This is a genomic window from Paraburkholderia graminis C4D1M (assembly GCF_000172415.1).
Lineage (GTDB): Bacteria > Pseudomonadota > Gammaproteobacteria > Burkholderiales > Burkholderiaceae > Paraburkholderia > Paraburkholderia graminis.
Genome location: NZ_ABLD01000037.1, coordinates 24762 through 42613 on the forward strand (window position 1 = coordinate 24762; position 17852 = coordinate 42613).

The following is a 17852-nucleotide window of genomic DNA, read 5'->3' on the forward strand; positions in this document are numbered from 1 at the left end:
CGGCTCGTCCCAAGTCCCCTCAAGGCCGCTCGCCTCGCGCGAGCCGCGCGTCGATATCGCGGACCACCGGCATCAGATCCGCGACGCTGTCGATCACATAATGCGCGCCCGCGGCCCGCAATCTGTCGATGGCGGCCGCGCGGCGCCGCGCGAAGTCGTCGGGCGCGAGCGCCTTGACGTCGTCCTCCGCCATACCGAACGCATTGCCGCTGACGGCGACACCCACCGCCCACGTGCCGCCGTTAATGCCTTCCTCGATGCCGACTTCCGTATCGTCGACCTTGATCGCGTCTTTCGCGCGCCACACGCCCAGTTCCGGCAGCGTCTTGTAGATCATGTACGGCGACGGCCGCCCTTCCGGCGTATCGCCCGTGCACACGATGCTGTCCGGCGAGAAGCCCTGGGCCGCCGCGCCCGGCACGATCTCGGCCATGATCTCGCGCGTGTAGCCCGTCGTCGTGCCGATGCGGATGTCGTCGCCGCGCAGCGCGCTCGTCACTTCGGCGACGCCCGGAATCACCGAACTGTAGCTCGCGGCCACCGCGATGTTCTTCGGCACGAACACGTCGTACACGGCGTCGATGTCGGCGTCGCCCGGCGCGTGGCCATACCTGTCGGCCCATGCGCGCGCGACGCGCGGCAGCGCCATCAGCGCCGCGATATGCGGGCGCTTGGCCATGCCCATCGGCCCGCGCGCTTCGTCGATCGTGATCGGCACGCCGAACTGCTCGAAGGTTTCGACAAACGCGCCCATCGGCGCAAGAGAACCATAATCGACCACCGTGCCGGCCCAGTCGAAAATCACCGCCTTGACGTGCTTCATCGTGTTTCGTTCGCTTCCATTCGATGTTGTCTGCTATCGCTCATGCAAGCTCCGCCAGCAGCTTGCGTTCTTCGATGGCGGCGGCCGGCGGCGCGGCGTGATCGACGCCCATCGTCCGCAGCGCGCTCGCGCACGCTTGCACGACGCGGCGCATCACCTGCGCGTCCACCTGGCCGATGCAGCCGATGCGGAAACTCTCCACCACCGTCAGCTTGCCCGGATAAATGATGAAACCCTGTTGCTTCATTAGTTCGTAGAACTGCTCAAAGCTGAACGCCGGATGCGCCGGCGAGAAAAACGTCACGATGATCGGCGAACGCCAGCGCGCATTCAGGAGCGGCTCGAAGCCGAGTTCCTGCATGCCCGCGACCAGCACGTCGCGATTGTTCGCATAACGCGCGAGGCGAGCGGGCTGCCCGCCTTCGAGCTTGTGAAGCCGCAGCGCCTCGATAAACGCGGCGACCGTGTGCGTTGGCGGCGTAAAGCGCCACTGGCCGGTGCGGTTCATCACGTCCCATTGATCGTGCACGTCGAGCGCGAGCGAATGGCTGCGCCCGCGCGCGTCGTGCAGCGCGCTCTTCTTCGCAATCACGAAGCCGAAGCCGGGCACGCCCTCGATACACTTGTTCGCCGACGAGACGAACGCTTCGCACGCGATCTCACGCACGTCGAGCGGCACCGCGCCGAATGCGCTCATCGAGTCGATCAGCAGCTTGCAGCCTTTCGCCGCCGTGACCGCGGCAATCTCCTCGATCGGATTGAGAATGCCCGAGCTCGTTTCGCAATGCACGGCGACGACATGCGTGATGGCCGGCTCGGCATCGAGCATGCGTTCGACTTCCGCGGCGCGCGGCGGCAAGTAATCGCCCTTGTCGAGCACGGTATGCGCGCGGCCGAGATAGCGCAGCGTCGTCGCGATGCGTTTGCCGTAGGCGCCGTTCGCGAGCACGAGCGCATGGCCGTCACGCGGAATCAGACTGCCCAGCATCGCTTCGACGCAATAGCTGCCGCTGCCTTGCAACGGCACGCAATCGTATTCGCCGGCCTCGTCGCTTGCGTCACCTGCGATGTCGAGCAGGCTGCGGCGCAGTCGCGCGGTCATCGCGCGAAAATCGCCGTCCCACGAACCCCAGTCGCGCAGCATCGCCTGCTTGGTCGAGAAGGCGGTGGTCAGCGGGCCGGGCGTCAACAGATAAGGCTCGCCTTGGGCCGGCGGCGCGCAGCTTGCGCTTTCTTGCGCTGTCGCCGGGGAATTGCCAGTCGCGCTTTGCATGCCGAATCTCCGGTCTGGCTGGTTGAGATAGCGCCTACAGTACCGAAACGTGGTGCATCGGTAAAATCGATATAATCGATGCGTTCATCGTAAATACTTATAGCCGGCGAGTTTCGCTGCGACGGAGGCTCAGGTGCAATACGCGCAATTGCGGGCGTTTCATGCGGTCGCGGAACATGGCGGCTTCTCGCGGGCGGCCGAAGCGCTGTCGCTCTCGCAACCGGCGGTGTCCGACCACGTGCGGCGGCTCGAGCAGGATTACGGCGTGAAGCTGTTCGAGCGCGGACCGCGCGGCGTCGAGACCACCGAACTCGGGCTACGGCTTTTCAGCGTGACGCGGCAGATGCTCGGTTGCGAGCGCGACGCGCGGCAGTTGCTCGAATCGGCGGGCGGCCTGGAGTCAGGGTCGCTGTCGCTCGCGGCGGACGCGCCCGATCTCGCGGTCGCGCTGATCCGCGCGTTTCGCAAGCTGCATCCGGGGATCGTGGTGACGCTGTCCATCGCCAATGCGGCGGACTGCATGCAGCGCGTGCTGTCGAGCGCCGTCGACGCCGCCATTACCGCCGCGCCGCAGGTTCACAGCCGGCTCGAATCGCGCGTGTTGCGGCGCGACCCGCTGGTCGCGATGGTGCCGGTGCGCTATCCCGTCGCGAAGAAACGCAAGCTGAGTTACGGGGAACTCGTGCAGCAGCCGATGATTTTTCGCGAGCCGCAATCGGTCACGCAGCAATTGCTGGAGATCGAACTGGTGCGCGAGTCGCTGCAAGTGGAGCCGGTCATGTATGTCGACGGCCGCGAGGCGCTCGAGGAAGCCGTCGCGCAAGGCATGGGCGTCGGCGTGATCGCGCGCGCGGAATTCAACCCGTCGCGGCGTATCAGAATGATTCCGCTGGAAGATTGCCAGGTGCGCATGACCGAATCGCTCACGCGGCTCGCCGGACGGCCGGGGTCGAATCTGCTCGATGCGCTCTTTGCCGTCCGCTTGCCGGGCAGCGAGGAATAAGCGAGGCAAGAAGCGACGCGCAAAAAAAGCGGCACCCGAGGGCGCCGCTTTGCCGCTACTTCAATGGATATTCTTAACGCACGCCGCCGCTGACGATCAGGCTTTCGCCGGTGATCCAGCGCGCGTCGTTGGATGCGAGAAAGGTGACGACGTCCGCGATGTCGTCCGGCTGGCCGAGGCGGCCAAGCGGCGTCGTGCTCAGCGCCCACTGCTCCAGGTCCGAACCGATGATGCCCGCGCTATGCGTGCCTTCCGTCACGACCATGCCCGGATTCACCGAGTTCACGCGAATCTTGCGCGGCGCGAGGTCCTTCGCGAGCACGCCCGTGATGCTGTCCACCGCGCCCTTCGTCGCCGAATAGACTGCGCTCGTCGGCGGCGTGATGCGGCTCGCGACCGAGCTCACGTTGACGATGCTCGCGCCCTCGCCCAGATGCTTGACCGCTGCCTGCGTGACCAGCAGCAGACCGAGCACGTTCACATTGAAGTGCTTATGGAAGTGCGCTTCGGTGATGTCCTCGATCGCCGCGAATTCGTACACGCCCGAGTTGTTGACGAGAATATCGAGGCGGCCGTAGGTTTCGACGGCGCTGTCGATAATGCCTTTCGCATCGGCGGCTTTCGATACGTCGCCGCCGACGGCGATGGCCTTGCCGCCCGCGGCGGTGATCGCAGCCACCACTTCGTCCGCGCCGGCCTTGCTCGACGCGTAGTTCACGACTACCGACGCGCCTTGCGCGGCCAATCCCTTTGCGATTGCCGCGCCGATACCTTTCGATGCACCCGTTACGACTGCGACCTTGCCTGTGAGCTTACTCATGATCTGGTTCGTCCTTTGACTGGATTTGCGCCGGCGTGCTGCCGCGGAGAATCGCGGCATTCACGCTGCTTCAGCAGGACGCTGCGGCGCTGACACTGGTGACAATGTAAGCACCACGGCCACGCGGATAAAGCGGCTCAAGGCGAATAGATACGTCAAGGCAGCCGAACAATGGGAAAGATGCGGTCGGCCGGCGATGTGTCGCGCTCACCGCTTGCGTCCGAAGACGAGAATATGCAGAGCGATGCTCAGCAGCACCGCCAATGCACCTAAAGTATCCAATGCAGCAGACAACACGATCGTCTCCTTGGCAGCTCGGGCTGCTCATTGCTTGAGAACGATTGCATGGCCCTTCGATTAAAGGACTTTTGCAACGCGCGCCGCGAACAATGCAAACAACAGGGCAACAAACAATAGAGCAAACTTCCGACGACAACTCCGCCCGCCGCAGTAGACAATGCCCTGATCCCGGCTCCGCTCGCCATGCCTATGAAAGCGCAACGTCCGCGTCGTCCTCCGCCGCTTCCTCGCGAATCGCTTCATGCCGAGTGGCGCGATCACACGCTGCCTTATATCGTCGTCGCCGCGGCGGTCGCGCTTGTCGTCACGCTGATCGTGTGGCTCGTCGATCCGGCGCCGCCGAAAACGATCACGCTCAGCGCCGGTCCGCAAGATAGCTCGTTTGTCGCCGCCGCCGATCAGTACAAGAAAATTCTCGCGCAAAACGGCATCAAACTGAACGTACTCGAATCGGACGGCTCGGTGCAGAACCTTCAGCGTCTGCTCGATCCGAAGCAGCACGTCGACCTCGCGCTCGTGCAAGGCGGCGTGGCGGACGGTCTGGATACATCGTCGCTGATGTCGCTCGGCAGCGTCTTTTATGTGCCGATCGTGGTGTTTTATCGCGGCACCGGCGTAACGGAGCTGGCGCAGCTCGAAGGCAAGCGGATCGCCGTGGGCCGTGAAGGCAGCGGCACGCGCCTGCTCGCGCTGAAGCTGCTGGACGCGAACGGCATTGGGTCCGGCGACGATACGACGCTCGTGCCGAGCGACGGTCTGCAAGCGGCCACGCAGCTCGTCGCGGGCGAGGTCGATGCGGCGATTCTCAGCGGCGATTCCGCGACCCGCGGGCTGATGCTGCGCCTGCTTCGCGTGCCGGGCATTTCGGTGATGAATTTCGACGAAGCCAGCGCCTATACGCGGCTTTTTCCGTATCTGGATCAGATCGATCTGCCGCCTGGCGTGCTGGATCTGCGGCACAAGATTCCGCCCGAGACCGTGCATCTGATCAGCCCGACCGTCGAGCTTGTCGCGCGTACCGATCTGCATCCGGCCATTTCCGATCTGCTGATCGAGGCGGCGCAGGAAGTGCACGGCAGGCCGGGCCTGCTGCAGCGCGCGGGACAATTCCCGAGCCCGATCGCGCACGAGTATCAGATCAGCGAAGACGCGCAGCGCTACTACCGCACCGGCAAGAGCTTCCTATACCGGACGCTGCCGTTCTGGCTCGCGAGCATCGGCGACCGCACGCTCGTGCTGCTGTTGCCGATCGCCGTGCTGCTTTTTCCGGCGATGCGGCTGGTTCCGGCGCTGTATCGCTGGCGTGTACGTTCGCGCATCTATCGCTATTACGGTTCCCTGATCGCGATCGAGCGCGGCGCGCTCGCGCAAACCACCGACGAAGAGCGCAAGCGGCTCTTCGCGGAACTGGATCAGATCGAGGAATCGTTGAATCGGCTGCGCATGCCGCTCGCTTACGCCGACGCGTTCTATGTGCTGCGCGAACACGTCGGCTTCGTGCGCGGCCGGCTGGGGGCGGCGGTGCGTTGAGCGGCCACCGGGTGATTCAGGTGGCCGATGCTCAGGCTTCGCGAGTGGCGGGAGCCGTCTCGGAGAGGTTGGCGGATTGCGCAGCGAGTTTGTCGTCAGACGGCGCATCGGCGGCGGTGGATTGCGGCTCGTTGGGCTCGGCTTGTTGCGGGGTTGCTTGCGACGCTTCTTGCGAACCCTGCTGTGACGCTTGCGCATCCACAGGCGCTTGGTTCTGCGCATGGACCGCATCGGCGGAAGCAGCAGATGCAGCCGGCGCAGCCGCTGCCGCCGCACTCTTCGCGCTCTTCGCCGCGCGATGCGCCTGCAGGCGCTGCGCGCCCGCCGCTTCCTGAGCCGTGACCTTGCCCGCCTCGGCGCCCGTCAGGTCGACGCGCGCGGCGCCTTCCACGAGACACTTCCAGTAGCGGCTGCCGCGGCACCACGTCTTGATCGCGTCGCGCAACTCCGCTTCGCTCAGCGACAGTTCCTTGGCATGCACCACGAGGTCTTCGAAGATGCCGACCTTCAGCGGCAGCTTCGGCGCCGGGTTCTTCGGGAACGCGTTCGGGAAGCGCTTTTGCAGACGGCCGATGGACTTCACCACCGGATCGACCGGCTTGGCGTCCGCGGCCGGCGCGCCAGCATTGGGACCCCCGCCGGGACCGCGCCGCGATTGTGACGGCTGTGACGGCTTGCCGGCAGGCCGCGCGCCCTGTCGGGCGCCCGCACCGGGGCCCGCGCCCGGCTTCGCGGATTTCGCAGCCGGCCTGCCATCGCTCCTGACATCGCGCCTTGAATCCGGCTTGCCCTCGGGCCTCGCGCCGGATTTGCCGTCAGCCTTCGCGGCCGGCGCAGCCTGGGCCCGTGCCGCGGCCAGTTGCTTCTTCAGTTCAGCGAGTTGTTCGAAACCCATAGCGCACAACCAATCAAGAAAGGGGAGATTGTAGCAGCGCTCCGTAAGAGATTAGTGACGGCATTGCAACGCCGGGCGGGCCGCCAGCATGCGCGGGCGCCTCTTTGCGATGCCGTTAGGCACTAACGCAGCGGATGATGCAAGGTGCAATAACCGTTCGGACGCTCGCTCCCCGCCCGGCGAGCGAACCGGGTGTCCGCACGGGCATTGCGTCGGCATCGCCCGCACGAGGGTTGCAGAAGGTTTCGGGATGCTGATTAACTTGCCGGCAAGTTTCCACTCAGCGGGCCGCTCAGCGCGGCCACTAAGCGCGGCCACGACGACCCCATCGGCGCACGACGGGCCGCGCTCACCGAAGCCGGCGACGCTCGAGCGCGGCGTCCGCGACGACGCCACGCGCTGCGGCGATCGCAGCAAGCGCGGCGCTCGCCGTCATCATGCAAAGCGCCGCGCAACGATCGCGAACGTGTGCGCGGCGCTAGCCGCATCGCCGGCTAGATAGGCTTGATGTCCGCGGCCTGCTTTCCTTTCGGCCCCTGCTTCACTTCGAAGCTGACCTTCTGATTTTCCTGCAGCGATTTGAAACCCTCGGAGCGAATCTCCGAGAAATGGGCGAACAGGTCTTCACCTCCGTCGTCGGGTGTGATGAAGCCGAAGCCTTTTGCGTCGTTGAACCACTTCACTGTACCGGTAGGCATGTCGATTCCTCATGTGCATCTGGTTGACTGGGACTGCCGCTCGACTGTACGCCACTTGACGCGCCGGCGCTCTCCCCGGGCTTTCCATGACTAGCGCCTGGCGTCGACGCACAGGCCGCGGCGGCCGTCCGGAAACTGGGGTCGCAAGATGCGTGCCGCGCCCGCCGCGAGCGGAGCGGCCGCCGGTACGTTTGAGCGCAATCAGATAAGATGTTTCCTTATCGGCAGTCCATTCTCGGCCACGCGCGTTCGGCTCTGTACGCGAGCGCAGCGCAGCCTGTCGTTTTCCCATTTACAGGAACCAGCATGGCAATTTCGAGCTATACCGATACCCGACTTCTCATCAACGGCGAGTGGTGCGATGCCGCGAGCGGCAAGACTCTCGACGTACTGAACCCCGCTACCGGCCAGGTCATCGGCAAGGTGGCGCACGCCGGCATCGCCGATCTCGACCGTGCGCTCGAAGCGGCTCAGCGCGGCTTCGAAGCGTGGCGCAAGGTGCCCGCGCACGAGCGCGCCGCGGTGATGCGCAAGGCAGCCGCGCTGGTGCGCGAGCGCGCGTCCGACATCGGCCGTCTGATGACGCAGGAACAGGGCAAGCCGTTCGCCGAAGCGAAGGTCGAAGTGCTGGCCGCGGCGGACATCATCGAATGGTTCGCCGACGAAGGCCGCCGCCTTTATGGCCGCGTGGTGCCGTCGCGCAATCTCGCCGCGCAGCAGCTCGTGCTGAAGGAACCGATCGGCCCGGTCGCCGCCTTCACGCCGTGGAATTTCCCGGTCAACCAGATCGTGCGCAAGCTGAGCGCGGCGCTCGCGAGCGGCTGCTCGTTCCTCGTGAAGGCGCCGGAAGAAACCCCGGCGTCGCCGGCCGGTCTGTTGCAGGCGTTCGTCGAAGCGGGCGTGCCGGCCGGCACCGTCGGCCTCGTGTTCGGCGATCCGGCCGAAATCTCGAACTACCTGATCCCGCATCCGGTGATCCGCAAGGTCACGTTCACGGGCTCCACGCCGGTCGGCAAGCAACTGGCCTCGCTGGCCGGCGCGCACATGAAGCGCGCGACGATGGAGTTGGGCGGCCACGCGCCGGTCATCGTCGCTGAAGACGCCGACGTCGCGCTCGCGGTCAAGGCAGCCGGCGGTGCGAAGTTCCGCAACGCGGGCCAGGTGTGCATTTCGCCGACACGCTTTCTGGTGCACAACAGCATCCGCGAAGAGTTCGCCGCGGCGCTCGTCAAGCACGCCGAGGGCCTGAAACTCGGCGACGGTCTCGCGGACGGCACGACCCTCGGGCCGCTCGCCAACGCGCGCCGCCTGACGGCGATGAGCAAGGTGCTCGACGACGCGCGCAGGACCGGCGCGAAGATCGAAACGGGCGGCGAGCGCGTCGGCACCGAAGGCAACTTCTTCGCGCCGACGGTGCTCACCAACGTGTCGCTCGAAGCCGACGTGTTCAACAACGAGCCGTTCGGCCCGATCGCGGCGATCCGCGGTTTCGACAAGCTCGAGGAAGCGATCGCCGAAGCGAACCGCCTGCCGTTCGGTCTCGCGGGTTACGCGTTCACGAAGTCGTTCGCGAATGTGCATCTGCTGTCGCAGCAACTGGAAGTCGGCATGCTGTGGATCAACCAGCCCGCCACGCCGACGCCGGAAATGCCGTTCGGCGGCGTGAAGGATTCGGGCTACGGCTCGGAAGGCGGACCGGAAGCGATGGAAGCGTATCTGGTCACGAAGGCCGTGACGGTGATGTCGTCGTAACGCATGGGGTAACGCTGGCAACGGCTGATCGTTGCTGGCTGTAGAGAGTCCGCGAGTTGATGCTCGCGGACTTTTTTATTTCATCGACAAACGTTTTGTGCGAACTCATGCAACCCACGCTGACGGGCAACACGGTCGAACTGCGGCCACTGCAACGCGATCACGCGCAAGCGTTGCTCGAAGCCGCCGCCGATGGGCAATTGTGGAATCTGACGCTGACTGTCGTGCCCGGGCCCGGCACGATCGACGGTTATATCGACGCGGCGCTCGCCGGACGTGACGCGGGAACAGTGATGCCGTTCGTGATCGTGCGCCGCGATACGGGTGCGGTGGTCGGCAGCACGCGGTTCTGGAAAATCGACTACGCGAATCGCAAGCTCGAAATCGGGCACACGTGGCTCGGCGAATCGGCGCAGCGTTCGGCCGTCAATACCGAGGCGAAATATCTGCTGCTGCGTCATGCATTCGAAGCAATGCAATGTGTGCGCGTGCAGTTCACCACCGACGAGCTCAACGACAAGTCGCGCGCGGCGATTCTGCGAATCGGCGCAAAGCAGGAAGGCGTGGTTCGCCACGAGCGCATCATGCCGGACGGCCGCAAGCGCAACTCGGTGCGCTTTAGCATCATCGACGACGAATGGGCGCACGTTAAGGCCATGCTCGAAACGAAACTGGGGCCGCGTTAAAGCGGCCCCGGCGTTTCTACGCTCGGTCAGCGAGCATCAGCGCGCATGCTCACACCCGCTCACACATGCACGTCGCTCTCCTTCAGCGGCGTCGCCGCGGGCGTCAGCAATTCCTCGCGCAACGTATCGCGCGCATGATGACGGCGCACCCATAGCGCGGTCAGCATCGGCACCAGAATCGCGGTCACGAGGCAGGCGGTCGCGACCATCGCGGTCGCGGCCGGCACCAGCGGCTTGAAGCTCGGAATCATCTCGCCGATGATCGCCGGGTTGGCCACCGCCGCGCCCGCCGTCGACGAAGCCGCGAGTCCCGCCGCGCCGTTGCCGCCCGCGATCCAGCGGTCGGCGAGAATCAGCGGAATGCCGGTCACGACGATCACCGCAAGGCCGAGCAGCACGCCCGCCATGCCGCTCTTCGCGATCACGTTCAGGTCGATGCCGTTGCCGAGCGCGAAACCGAAAAACGGAATCAGCGGATGCACGCAGCGGCCGAAGAACTCGCGCAGATCGCTGTCGATATTGCCGAGCGCGAAACCGATCAGAAACGGCAGCACCGCGCCCACGAAAAGCCGCGGCTCGAAGAATGCGACGCCCGTCGCGCCGAGAATGATCATGCTGACGAGCGGCCCCGACTCGACCGACATCAGCACGAATGCGCCGGCCTCCTCTTTCGTGCCGTACTGCTGCATCACCGCGGCGTAGAGACCGCCGTTGGTCATGTCCATCGACGTCGTGATCGCGAGCACCGAGAGCCCGGCGAAGAGCCCGGCCCTGATGCCGTCGATGGGAATGAAATGCGATGCCACGAGGGTCGCGATCCACGCGACCACCATCTTCGTGACGAGCAGCGTGCCGGACTTGCGCAGCACGGTGCCGGTGGCGCGCAGGTCGATCGTCGCGCCCATGCAGAAAAACCAGACCGCGAGAATCGGCACGGTGCCGGCGATCAGGCCGTTGGTGAACGAGCCGAAATACTTGCCCGCGCCGGGCGCGAACGTATGAACGCAGGCGCCGAGCAGCAGCGGCACGAGCATCAGGCCGCCAGGAATGCGGTCGATGGCCTTCTTGAGCTTCATTGTCTCCTCCGTGGACTTGACGTCCAGTTGTCCGGTAACTCCACCTTGGGTAAGCACCGGTCTGACGCCGGCTGCTCCCTTTCGGCGCAATATAGCATCGAGTTAGGAACGTCGTTCCGGTTTTTTGCGCGACGAGGATAATCGCTTACCCGGCCTATGCTGGCGGGCCGCCGCTGGCTCACCGATGCTTCGCAATTTTTTATGGACCACTGTTCCGAAATAGCGAATAACGCGCTACAGTCGAGCCCATGCGTGCGCCGCCGCTAGGTAACTGCGGGAAGGCGTCCACCCACCGGAGACAGAATCATGGAAGCAACGCTGCAAGTGAGGCAAGCGGTCAACAGCGAGTATGCGAAGACGCTCAACACCGCCGCATTGCGCAAGGAGTTCCTCGTCGACGAGGTGTTCGAGCGCGACGCGCTGCGGCTCACGTATAGCCACATCGACCGCATCATTGTGGGCGGCGCGTGGCCCGCCGCGCGCGCCGTCGAAGTGCCCGGCTCGCTCGGCAAGGCGATCGGCGTCAGCTATCTGCTCGAGCGGCGCGAACTGGGCGCGATCAACATCGGCGGCGACGGTTGGGTCGACGTCGACGGCACGCGCTACACGGTGCGCAACGAGGAGGCGATCTACATCGGCCGCGGCGCACAATCGGTAGCCTTCGGCAGCGACGACGCCACGCAGCCGGCGAAGTTCTACCTGAATTGCGCACCCGCACACGAGTCGCATCCGACTCGCACGATCTCGCTCGCGCAGGCGTCGCCGCAAACGCTCGGCGATGCCGCGACGAGCAACCGCCGCACCATCTACAAGTTCATCGTGCCCGAGGTGCTGCCGACCTGCCAGTTGTCGATGGGCATGACCAAGCTCGAACCCGGCAGTCTGTGGAACACGATGCCCTGCCATACGCACGAGCGCCGCATGGAGGTGTATTTCTATTTCAATGTCGCCGACGACGCCGCCGTCTTTCACATGATGGGCGAGCCGAGCGAGACGCGGCACATCGTCGTGCATAACGAACAGGCGGTGATCTCGCCGAGCTGGTCGATCCACTCGGGCGTCGGCACGCGGGCCTATACGTTCATCTGGGGGATGGTCGGCGAAAACCAGGTGTTCAGCGACATGGACCATATCGCGGTGCGCGATCTGCGCTGAGCGCTGCACGTTGCGCGTTGCGCGTTGCGCGTTGAGCGTTGAGCGCCCGCATCGCATCGGCCGCTCGCCATACGAAACTGACGACATGGGCTTTGACATTGTGAACATCTCCGCCACCAACCGCTCCGCGACCCATCCGTTCGATCTGACCGGCAAGGTCGCCATCGTCACCGGCAGCAACGCGGGCCTCGGCGCGGGCATGGCGCTCGCGCTGGCTGAGGCGGGCTGCGACATCGTCGGCGTGTCGCGTGCCGATGCGGGCGATACGCCCGAGCGCGTCGCCGCCGCGGGGCGCAGATTCGCGGACGTGCGCGCGGACCTCGCGTCGATTGCGCCAGTGGACGACATCGTGCGGGCCGCAGTCGAAGCGTTCGGACGCGTCGACGTGCTGGTGAATAACGCAGGCATCATCCGTCGCGAGAACGCGCTCGACTTCACCGAAGACGACTGGGACGCCGTGATGGACCTCAATCTGAAGAGCCTCTTCTTTCTCGCGCAGGCCACGGCAAGACAATTCGTCGCGCAGCAAAGCGGCGGCAAGATCATCAACATCGCGTCGATGCTGTCGTTTCAGGGCGGCATACGCGTCGCGTCGTACACGGCGTCGAAAAGCGGCGTGCTCGGCCTCACGCGGCTTCTTGCCAACGAATGGGCCGCGCAGCGCATCAACGTGAACGCGATTGCGCCCGGCTACATGGCCACCGCGAACACCGCGGCGTTGCGTGAAGACGCGCAGCGCAACGACGAAATCCTGAGCCGCATTCCGGCGGGCCGCTGGGGTGCGCCGGACGATCTCGCGGGACCGGTGGTTTTTCTGGCGTCGTCCGCGTCGGACTACGTGCACGGGCATACACTCGCAGTAGACGGCGGATGGCTCGCGCGCTGAGTCTTCAACATACGCGACGAGACGCGGTATGCTCGCGGCGTCCGCCGCAGCGCGGCACGCAATAGCGTTCGAATATGGTTCGATAGAAGTTCGATCAGGGAATCACGGAAATGGCAGCAACCGGCAAACAGCAGCGTAAGGACGTTCCCGCGACCCTTGCGCACGACACGGACAGCGTCGAGTGTGGCAGCGACAAAGGCGAATCGGCTTCGTCGATTGGCCGCGTGTTCGCGATCCTCGGCGCGATCGGCGACAGCGGGCAGATCGGCATCAGCGAACTGTCGCAACGGCTCGGCATGTCGAAGACGACCGTGCATCGCGTCGTGCAGACGCTGAAGGCGCTCGGCTACGTGACGCAGGAAGTCGAGACCGAGCGCTACCGTCTGACCATCCGTCTTTTCGCACTCGGCGCGAAGGCGTTGGAGAGCGTCGATCTCGTGCGCGAAGCCGACGTCGAAATGCGCCGCATCGGCCAGCTCACACGCGAGGCGGTGCACCTCGGCGCATTCGACGAAGACGCGATCATCTACATCCACAAGATCGACGCCGATTACGGGCTGCGCATGCAGTCGCGGATTGGCCGGCGCAATCCGCTTCACAGCACGGCAATCGGCAAGGTGCTGCTCGCGTGGATGGAGCCGGCCGACGCGCGCGAGGTGCTCTCTCACGTCGAATTCCGCAAGTCGACGCAAAAGACGTTGTCGTCGGCCGAGGCAGTGCTGAGCATTCTGCCGCGCGTTCGCGAGCAAGGTTACGGCGAAGACAACGAGGAGCAGGAAGAAGGCTTGCAGTGTATCGCGGTGCCGGTTTTCGACCGCTTTGGCCGCGTGATCGCCGGCCTGTCCATTTCATTTCCGACCATGCGCTGCGGCGCCGATACGAAGTCGCATTACGTCGCGCTGCTGCGCGAGTCGGGCCTTGCGATCTCGACGCGGCTCGGCTATCGCGAAGCAGCCGCGCCGCAGCATGCGGCCGCGGAACCGGGTTGATCGAGCGCTGATGCAGCGTTCAGGTTGCGTTCAGGTTGCGTCCATGCAATCGCACCGCTCAAGGCAGCATCCGCTGCAACACATCGTCCTTCAGCACGAAGCGATGAAAGAGCGCGCCCGCCACATGCAAGCCGATCAGCACGAGCAAGACCCACGCAAGATAGCCGTGGATGTCGCCCATCTCATGCCCGACGCTGGAGCCGGTCGGCGAAATCGACGGATACGGCAGCACGCCGAAAAGCTTGATCGTCCAGCCGCGCGATGACGCGTTCGCCCATCCGAGCAGCGGCACGACGACGAGCGCGAGATACAGCAGTCCGTGCGTGATGTGCGAAACGACGCGAAAAAACGGCGACACCGATGCCGGCGACGGACGATGCGTGGCACGCCAGACGATTCGCAGCACGACGGCCGCAATCAAGGTTGCGCCCACACCCAGATGCCAGGCAATCAGCCCTTCGGGCAGCGTGCCCTTGTGAATGTCCGGCATGGTCCAGCCGATCACGAACTGCGCCGCAATCAGCAAGACGATCAGCCAGTGAAGCAAGCGGGCGACGCCGTCATAGCCGGTCGCATAACGGCGCGTATTCGTATCGAAGGATTGCATCTTCATAGGACGTCTCGTTTCTCGTTTGGCATCGTGGGTTGGGCACGGGGCGGGCGCCGGCGTGCGAGCCAGTATGCTACCGGTCAAATATTAATAAAAGCTGAACTGCGGCCCGACGAGTGACCAATCTCAGGCCTCGCGTCGCAAACGGTCAACGTAAAACGCCAGTCTGCAACCGAATGTATCCGCGCGGCATATAGGCCGCGTCTCGCCCTGCCTTCCGCTTTTCAGCCCTGCTCGCAACGGGCCTTTGTCGCGCCGCGGCTCATCCAAGACCTGCGTACGCGGCCTTTTCATAGCGTGCTCAATGGCTTGCCCCTCGTTCGCAGTTCGTAGCCGCGGTCGTCACGCGGCACGTGCGCCCTCGCCTGCACGCGCCCTGCACAAACAGTCCACGCGATGCACGCGACACGTCCTGTTACACACGAACACAACGGTAATACCGCCTCTCAGTAGAGTTCGGATCAACAGCAACGAGGAGCAATCTCATGAAACGAATTTTTGCGCTGGTCATTCTGGCGGCGACGCTCGGCACCGCGTTGAGCGGTTGCATCGTGGTGCCCGATGGCGGCTATCACAACCATTACCGTTACCACGACCGTTACTGATCGCGGCGCGCGCCGAGCCCTACACACTCAATCATAAGAACACGGGAACCCACCCCATGAATCAATCACGAAGCCGCTTGCTCTCTATTGCGATCGTCGCCGGTGTCGGCATCGGGGCGTCGTCGGCGGCGCTCGCTCACGTCGACGTCGGCGTGAACATCGGCGTTCCGGGCGTCGTGTATGCGCCCGAGCCCGTTTACGCGCCGCCTCCGCCGCCGGTGTATGCGCCGCCGCCGGTGGTCGTCGTCAGTCCCGGCTGGTATGGCGAGCGTTACTACGACGGTCATCGCTATTGGGAACGTCGCGAATGGGAAGAGCGTCATCGCGAACGCGAATGGCGCGACGCGCGCGGTCCGCACGGAGACTGGCGCGGCCACGGCGAAGGACATGGCCGCGGCGAGTGGCACGGCCACGGCGGCGATCATTGATCGCGCGTAGTGCGGCGCTACACGTTATGACGATCGCGCCGCGCTGCGTTGGGCTTTGCCTTTGCATTGAGGTCTGCGTTTGCGTTTGCATCGGCAGCTTGCAGGAGCGACAACTTGGTACGCACTGATCCACGGCGAGTCAGCGCGCAGATCGACGGCATGCTCGTCTGCGCGGAGTACAGCGAACAGACCGGCCAGTTGTGTTTGCGGCAGAACGGCGCGCTCGTTCGCGAATGGTTTCCACCGCATTCGTGGATGGCGATTGCGTCCGTCGCGGGCGCTCGGCATTGGGGCACGCGACCAACCGACGACGACCTCATCGCACTGCTGCGCAACGAGATGACGTTGTTGCGCTCGCCGCAATCCGGCACGATGCAGAAATAGAAAACCGCGCGGCGCCTAGGGCGTCACGCGGTTTTTTCGTTTGCGGTTTGAACGCGAAAACTCCGCGCCCTGCTCTTTCGACAAACTTTATCGTGCGTTATAAACCGGCGGCGAATACGAACTGAACGTGACGTCGCCGCCGCGGCCCGCTTGCCACGAACCGTGGCTGCCCGAACCATAGCCGCTGTTCTCGACTCGCGCGGCGCCCTGCTGGCTCGCGGCCTGACTTTGAATAACCTCGACGCCTTGCTGCGCGGCTTGCCCCGACGTCTGCGCCATCGAAACGATCGGCGCGCCGAGCGCGACGGCAACTGCAACAGCCTGAATGAGCGATTTCATTTGACCACCTCCAGTCATGCTTCTTATGTGTGCTGCGAACGGAATTCGTTGCAGCGGTGAAGGCAGTGTAGGTGCGCCGTCGTAGACGATAAATCCGCTAATCCAGAATTCACTGTTGCTGTTGCACCGACAATCGCAGCCGCCGGCCTTGCGCTCAGTCTCAATCTCCGTCTCGCGCTCAGTCTTGCGGCACGGCGACGCCGACGTAGTTCTCCGCCATCACCGTGGCCGCGCTGCGCGACGTCGTCACGTATTCCAGTTCGGCCACCTGAAGCTGCTGCTCGAACGGCGACGCGCCCTCGATCCGATGCATCATGCTCGTCATCCAGTACGAGAAATGCTCCGCGCGCCAGATGCGCTTGAGCGCCGTTTCGCTATAGCGTTCGAGCAGATCGCTGCGGTTCTCGACGTAGAACGCGTTCAATGCCTTCGTGAGCAACCGCACGTCGGCGACCGCGAGGTTCATCCCTTTTGCGCCGGTCGGCGGCACGATATGCGCGGCGTCGCCGGCCAGGAAGAGCCGGCCATGCTGCATCGTCGCCGAAACGAAACTGCGCATGCCGACAATGTTCTTCTGAAAGATCTTGCCGTCCTTCACGTGCTGACCATCGTGCGAATCGACGCGTGCATGCAGTTCGGCCCAGATGCGGTCGTCGGACCAGTTATCGACGGAATCTTTCGGATCGCATTGAAAGTACATGCGCTGCACGTTGGCCGAGCGCGTGCTGATCAGCGCAAAGCCGCGGTCGTGGCGCGCATAAATGAGTTCATCGGAAGACGGCGGCCCTTCGCATAGGATCCCGAACCATCCGAACGGGTACACGCGTTCGAAGTCGCGGCGCAACGCCTGCGGAATCGATGCGCGCGAAACGCCCTGCGAGCCGTCGCAGCCGATCACGAAGTCGCACTGCAACTCGCAGAGTTCGCCTTCGTGACGGTAGCGGATCGACGGCTTGTCGGTGTCGATGCCATGCAGCGACGTCTCCGATACGCCGAAGCGCAATTCCCCGCCCGCTGCCACGCGCGCCGCGACCAGATCCTTGATGACCTCGTGCTGCGCATACACGGTGATCGAGTGGCCCGTCAGTCCAGTCAGATCGATGCGGCGGCGCTTGCCTTCGAACGCAAGCTCGAAGCCGTGATGCAGCGCGCCCTCCGCCTTCATGCGCTCGCCGACGCCGGCTTGCGTCAGCAGATCCATTGTGCCCTGCTCGAGCACGCCGGCGCGTATCGTCGATTCGATCTGCTCGCGCGTGCGCGTTTCGAGCACGACCGACTCGATACCGCGCAGATGAAGAAGATGGGAAAGAAGCAGGCCCGCCGGCCCCGCGCCGATGATGCCAACCTGAGTGCGCATGATGTGTCTCCTGAGTGCGAATGTGATTTGCGCCCAGTTTGACGATTGGCCGGGCTATCGCGCAACGCGATACGGCGGATACGCTGTATCGTCTTTTGAGATAGCAGGACGGCGCTGCAAGCGTCACGCAAAGCCGCCGATACGGCGCGACGCCCTGTTGACGGCGCTTGCAGCGCAGTGCCTGTTTATGCGGTGCGATTGCTCGTACGTGAGGCGCTCAAGGTAAACCCCGAGTGCGCCGAT

Annotated in this window: 18 protein-coding genes; 9 read left to right on the forward strand and 9 right to left on the reverse strand. The window is 64.4% G+C overall.

The window, feature by feature from the left end:
- Positions 1–19 precede the first annotated feature (19 nt).
- Together phnX and BGRAMDRAFT_RS30715 are read right to left on the reverse strand one after the other, a co-directional pair.
- Complete coding sequence (phnX, locus tag BGRAMDRAFT_RS30710) at positions 20–823, reverse strand: phosphonoacetaldehyde hydrolase (protein ID WP_006052812.1); 804 nt, start codon at positions 821–823, stop codon at positions 20–22.
- A gap of 40 nt (positions 824–863) precedes the next feature.
- A complete protein-coding gene (locus BGRAMDRAFT_RS30715) occupies positions 864–2096 on the reverse strand; it encodes a 2-aminoethylphosphonate--pyruvate transaminase (protein ID WP_006052813.1) in 1233 nt (410 codons plus the stop codon).
- A gap of 133 nt (positions 2097–2229) precedes the next feature.
- On the opposite strand from BGRAMDRAFT_RS30715, the gene BGRAMDRAFT_RS30720 reads away from it, so the two are divergent.
- Entirely contained in the window at positions 2230–3099 is an 870-nt protein-coding gene (locus tag BGRAMDRAFT_RS30720) for a LysR substrate-binding domain-containing protein (protein WP_006052814.1), read from the forward strand.
- A 73-nt stretch (positions 3100–3172) separates the two neighbouring features.
- Here the strand turns inward: BGRAMDRAFT_RS30720 and BGRAMDRAFT_RS30725 are convergent, their stop codons facing one another.
- Positions 3173–3919, reverse strand: coding sequence for a glucose 1-dehydrogenase (locus tag BGRAMDRAFT_RS30725; RefSeq protein ID WP_006052815.1), 747 nt, complete (start codon positions 3917–3919; stop codon positions 3173–3175).
- A 489-nt stretch (positions 3920–4408) separates the two neighbouring features.
- Between BGRAMDRAFT_RS30725 and BGRAMDRAFT_RS30730 the strand changes: the two genes are divergently transcribed.
- Positions 4409–5749: a TAXI family TRAP transporter solute-binding subunit gene (locus BGRAMDRAFT_RS30730; RefSeq protein ID WP_006052816.1), complete on the forward strand. Its 1341-nt coding sequence runs from the start codon at positions 4409–4411 to the stop codon at positions 5747–5749.
- 31 nt (positions 5750–5780) lie between these two features.
- On the opposite strand, the gene BGRAMDRAFT_RS30735 is transcribed toward BGRAMDRAFT_RS30730, so the two are convergent.
- Both BGRAMDRAFT_RS30735 and BGRAMDRAFT_RS30740 read right to left on the reverse strand, forming a co-directional pair.
- Positions 5781–6644, reverse strand: a complete 864-nt coding sequence (locus BGRAMDRAFT_RS30735; RefSeq protein ID WP_006052817.1) for a ProQ/FinO family protein — start codon at positions 6642–6644, stop codon at positions 5781–5783.
- A 494-nt stretch (positions 6645–7138) separates the two neighbouring features.
- Entirely contained in the window at positions 7139–7342 is a 204-nt protein-coding gene (locus BGRAMDRAFT_RS30740) for a cold-shock protein (RefSeq protein ID WP_006052818.1), read from the reverse strand.
- 306 nt (positions 7343–7648) lie between these two features.
- Between BGRAMDRAFT_RS30740 and BGRAMDRAFT_RS30745 the strand changes: the two genes are divergently transcribed.
- Both BGRAMDRAFT_RS30745 and BGRAMDRAFT_RS30750 read left to right on the forward strand, forming a co-directional pair.
- Positions 7649–9094: an NAD-dependent succinate-semialdehyde dehydrogenase gene (locus BGRAMDRAFT_RS30745; RefSeq protein ID WP_006052819.1), complete on the forward strand. Its 1446-nt coding sequence runs from the start codon at positions 7649–7651 to the stop codon at positions 9092–9094.
- Between the two features lie 107 nt (positions 9095–9201).
- Positions 9202–9780 (forward strand): GNAT family N-acetyltransferase, encoded by a 579-nt coding sequence (locus tag BGRAMDRAFT_RS30750; RefSeq protein WP_085962968.1) that lies wholly within the window; start codon positions 9202–9204, stop codon positions 9778–9780.
- A gap of 59 nt (positions 9781–9839) precedes the next feature.
- On the opposite strand, the gene kdgT is transcribed toward BGRAMDRAFT_RS30750, so the two are convergent.
- Positions 9840–10856 (reverse strand): 2-keto-3-deoxygluconate transporter, encoded by a 1017-nt coding sequence (kdgT, locus tag BGRAMDRAFT_RS30755; RefSeq protein ID WP_006052821.1) that lies wholly within the window; start codon positions 10854–10856, stop codon positions 9840–9842.
- A gap of 318 nt (positions 10857–11174) precedes the next feature.
- Here kdgT and kduI point away from each other — a divergent pair, with 318 nt between their 5' ends.
- The 3 genes from kduI (at position 11175) to kdgR (ending at position 13886) form a co-directional block, all read left to right on the forward strand.
- Complete coding sequence (kduI, locus tag BGRAMDRAFT_RS30760) at positions 11175–12011, forward strand: 5-dehydro-4-deoxy-D-glucuronate isomerase (RefSeq protein ID WP_044022015.1); 837 nt, start codon at positions 11175–11177, stop codon at positions 12009–12011.
- A gap of 85 nt (positions 12012–12096) precedes the next feature.
- Positions 12097–12897: a 2-dehydro-3-deoxy-D-gluconate 5-dehydrogenase KduD gene (kduD, locus tag BGRAMDRAFT_RS30765; RefSeq protein ID WP_006052823.1), complete on the forward strand. Its 801-nt coding sequence runs from the start codon at positions 12097–12099 to the stop codon at positions 12895–12897.
- A gap of 110 nt (positions 12898–13007) precedes the next feature.
- Positions 13008–13886: a DNA-binding transcriptional regulator KdgR gene (kdgR, locus tag BGRAMDRAFT_RS30770; protein ID WP_006052824.1), complete on the forward strand. Its 879-nt coding sequence runs from the start codon at positions 13008–13010 to the stop codon at positions 13884–13886.
- 58 nt (positions 13887–13944) lie between these two features.
- Here the strand turns inward: kdgR and BGRAMDRAFT_RS30775 are convergent, their stop codons facing one another.
- Positions 13945–14499: a cytochrome b gene (locus tag BGRAMDRAFT_RS30775; RefSeq protein WP_006052825.1), complete on the reverse strand. Its 555-nt coding sequence runs from the start codon at positions 14497–14499 to the stop codon at positions 13945–13947.
- Between the two features lie 658 nt (positions 14500–15157).
- On the opposite strand from BGRAMDRAFT_RS30775, the gene BGRAMDRAFT_RS30785 reads away from it, so the two are divergent.
- A complete protein-coding gene (locus BGRAMDRAFT_RS30785) occupies positions 15158–15529 on the forward strand; it encodes a hypothetical protein (RefSeq protein ID WP_006052827.1) in 372 nt (123 codons plus the stop codon).
- Positions 15530–15643: 114 nt separating this feature from the next.
- Positions 15644–15913, forward strand: coding sequence for a hypothetical protein (locus BGRAMDRAFT_RS30790; RefSeq protein ID WP_006052828.1), 270 nt, complete (start codon positions 15644–15646; stop codon positions 15911–15913).
- A gap of 87 nt (positions 15914–16000) precedes the next feature.
- Here BGRAMDRAFT_RS30790 and BGRAMDRAFT_RS30795 read toward each other — a convergent pair whose 3' ends face one another.
- Positions 16001–16252, reverse strand: a complete 252-nt coding sequence (locus BGRAMDRAFT_RS30795; protein WP_006052829.1) for a hypothetical protein — start codon at positions 16250–16252, stop codon at positions 16001–16003.
- Between the two features lie 178 nt (positions 16253–16430).
- A complete protein-coding gene (locus BGRAMDRAFT_RS30800) occupies positions 16431–17609 on the reverse strand; it encodes a 4-hydroxybenzoate 3-monooxygenase (RefSeq protein ID WP_006052830.1) in 1179 nt (392 codons plus the stop codon).
- Positions 17610–17852 lie beyond the last annotated feature (243 nt).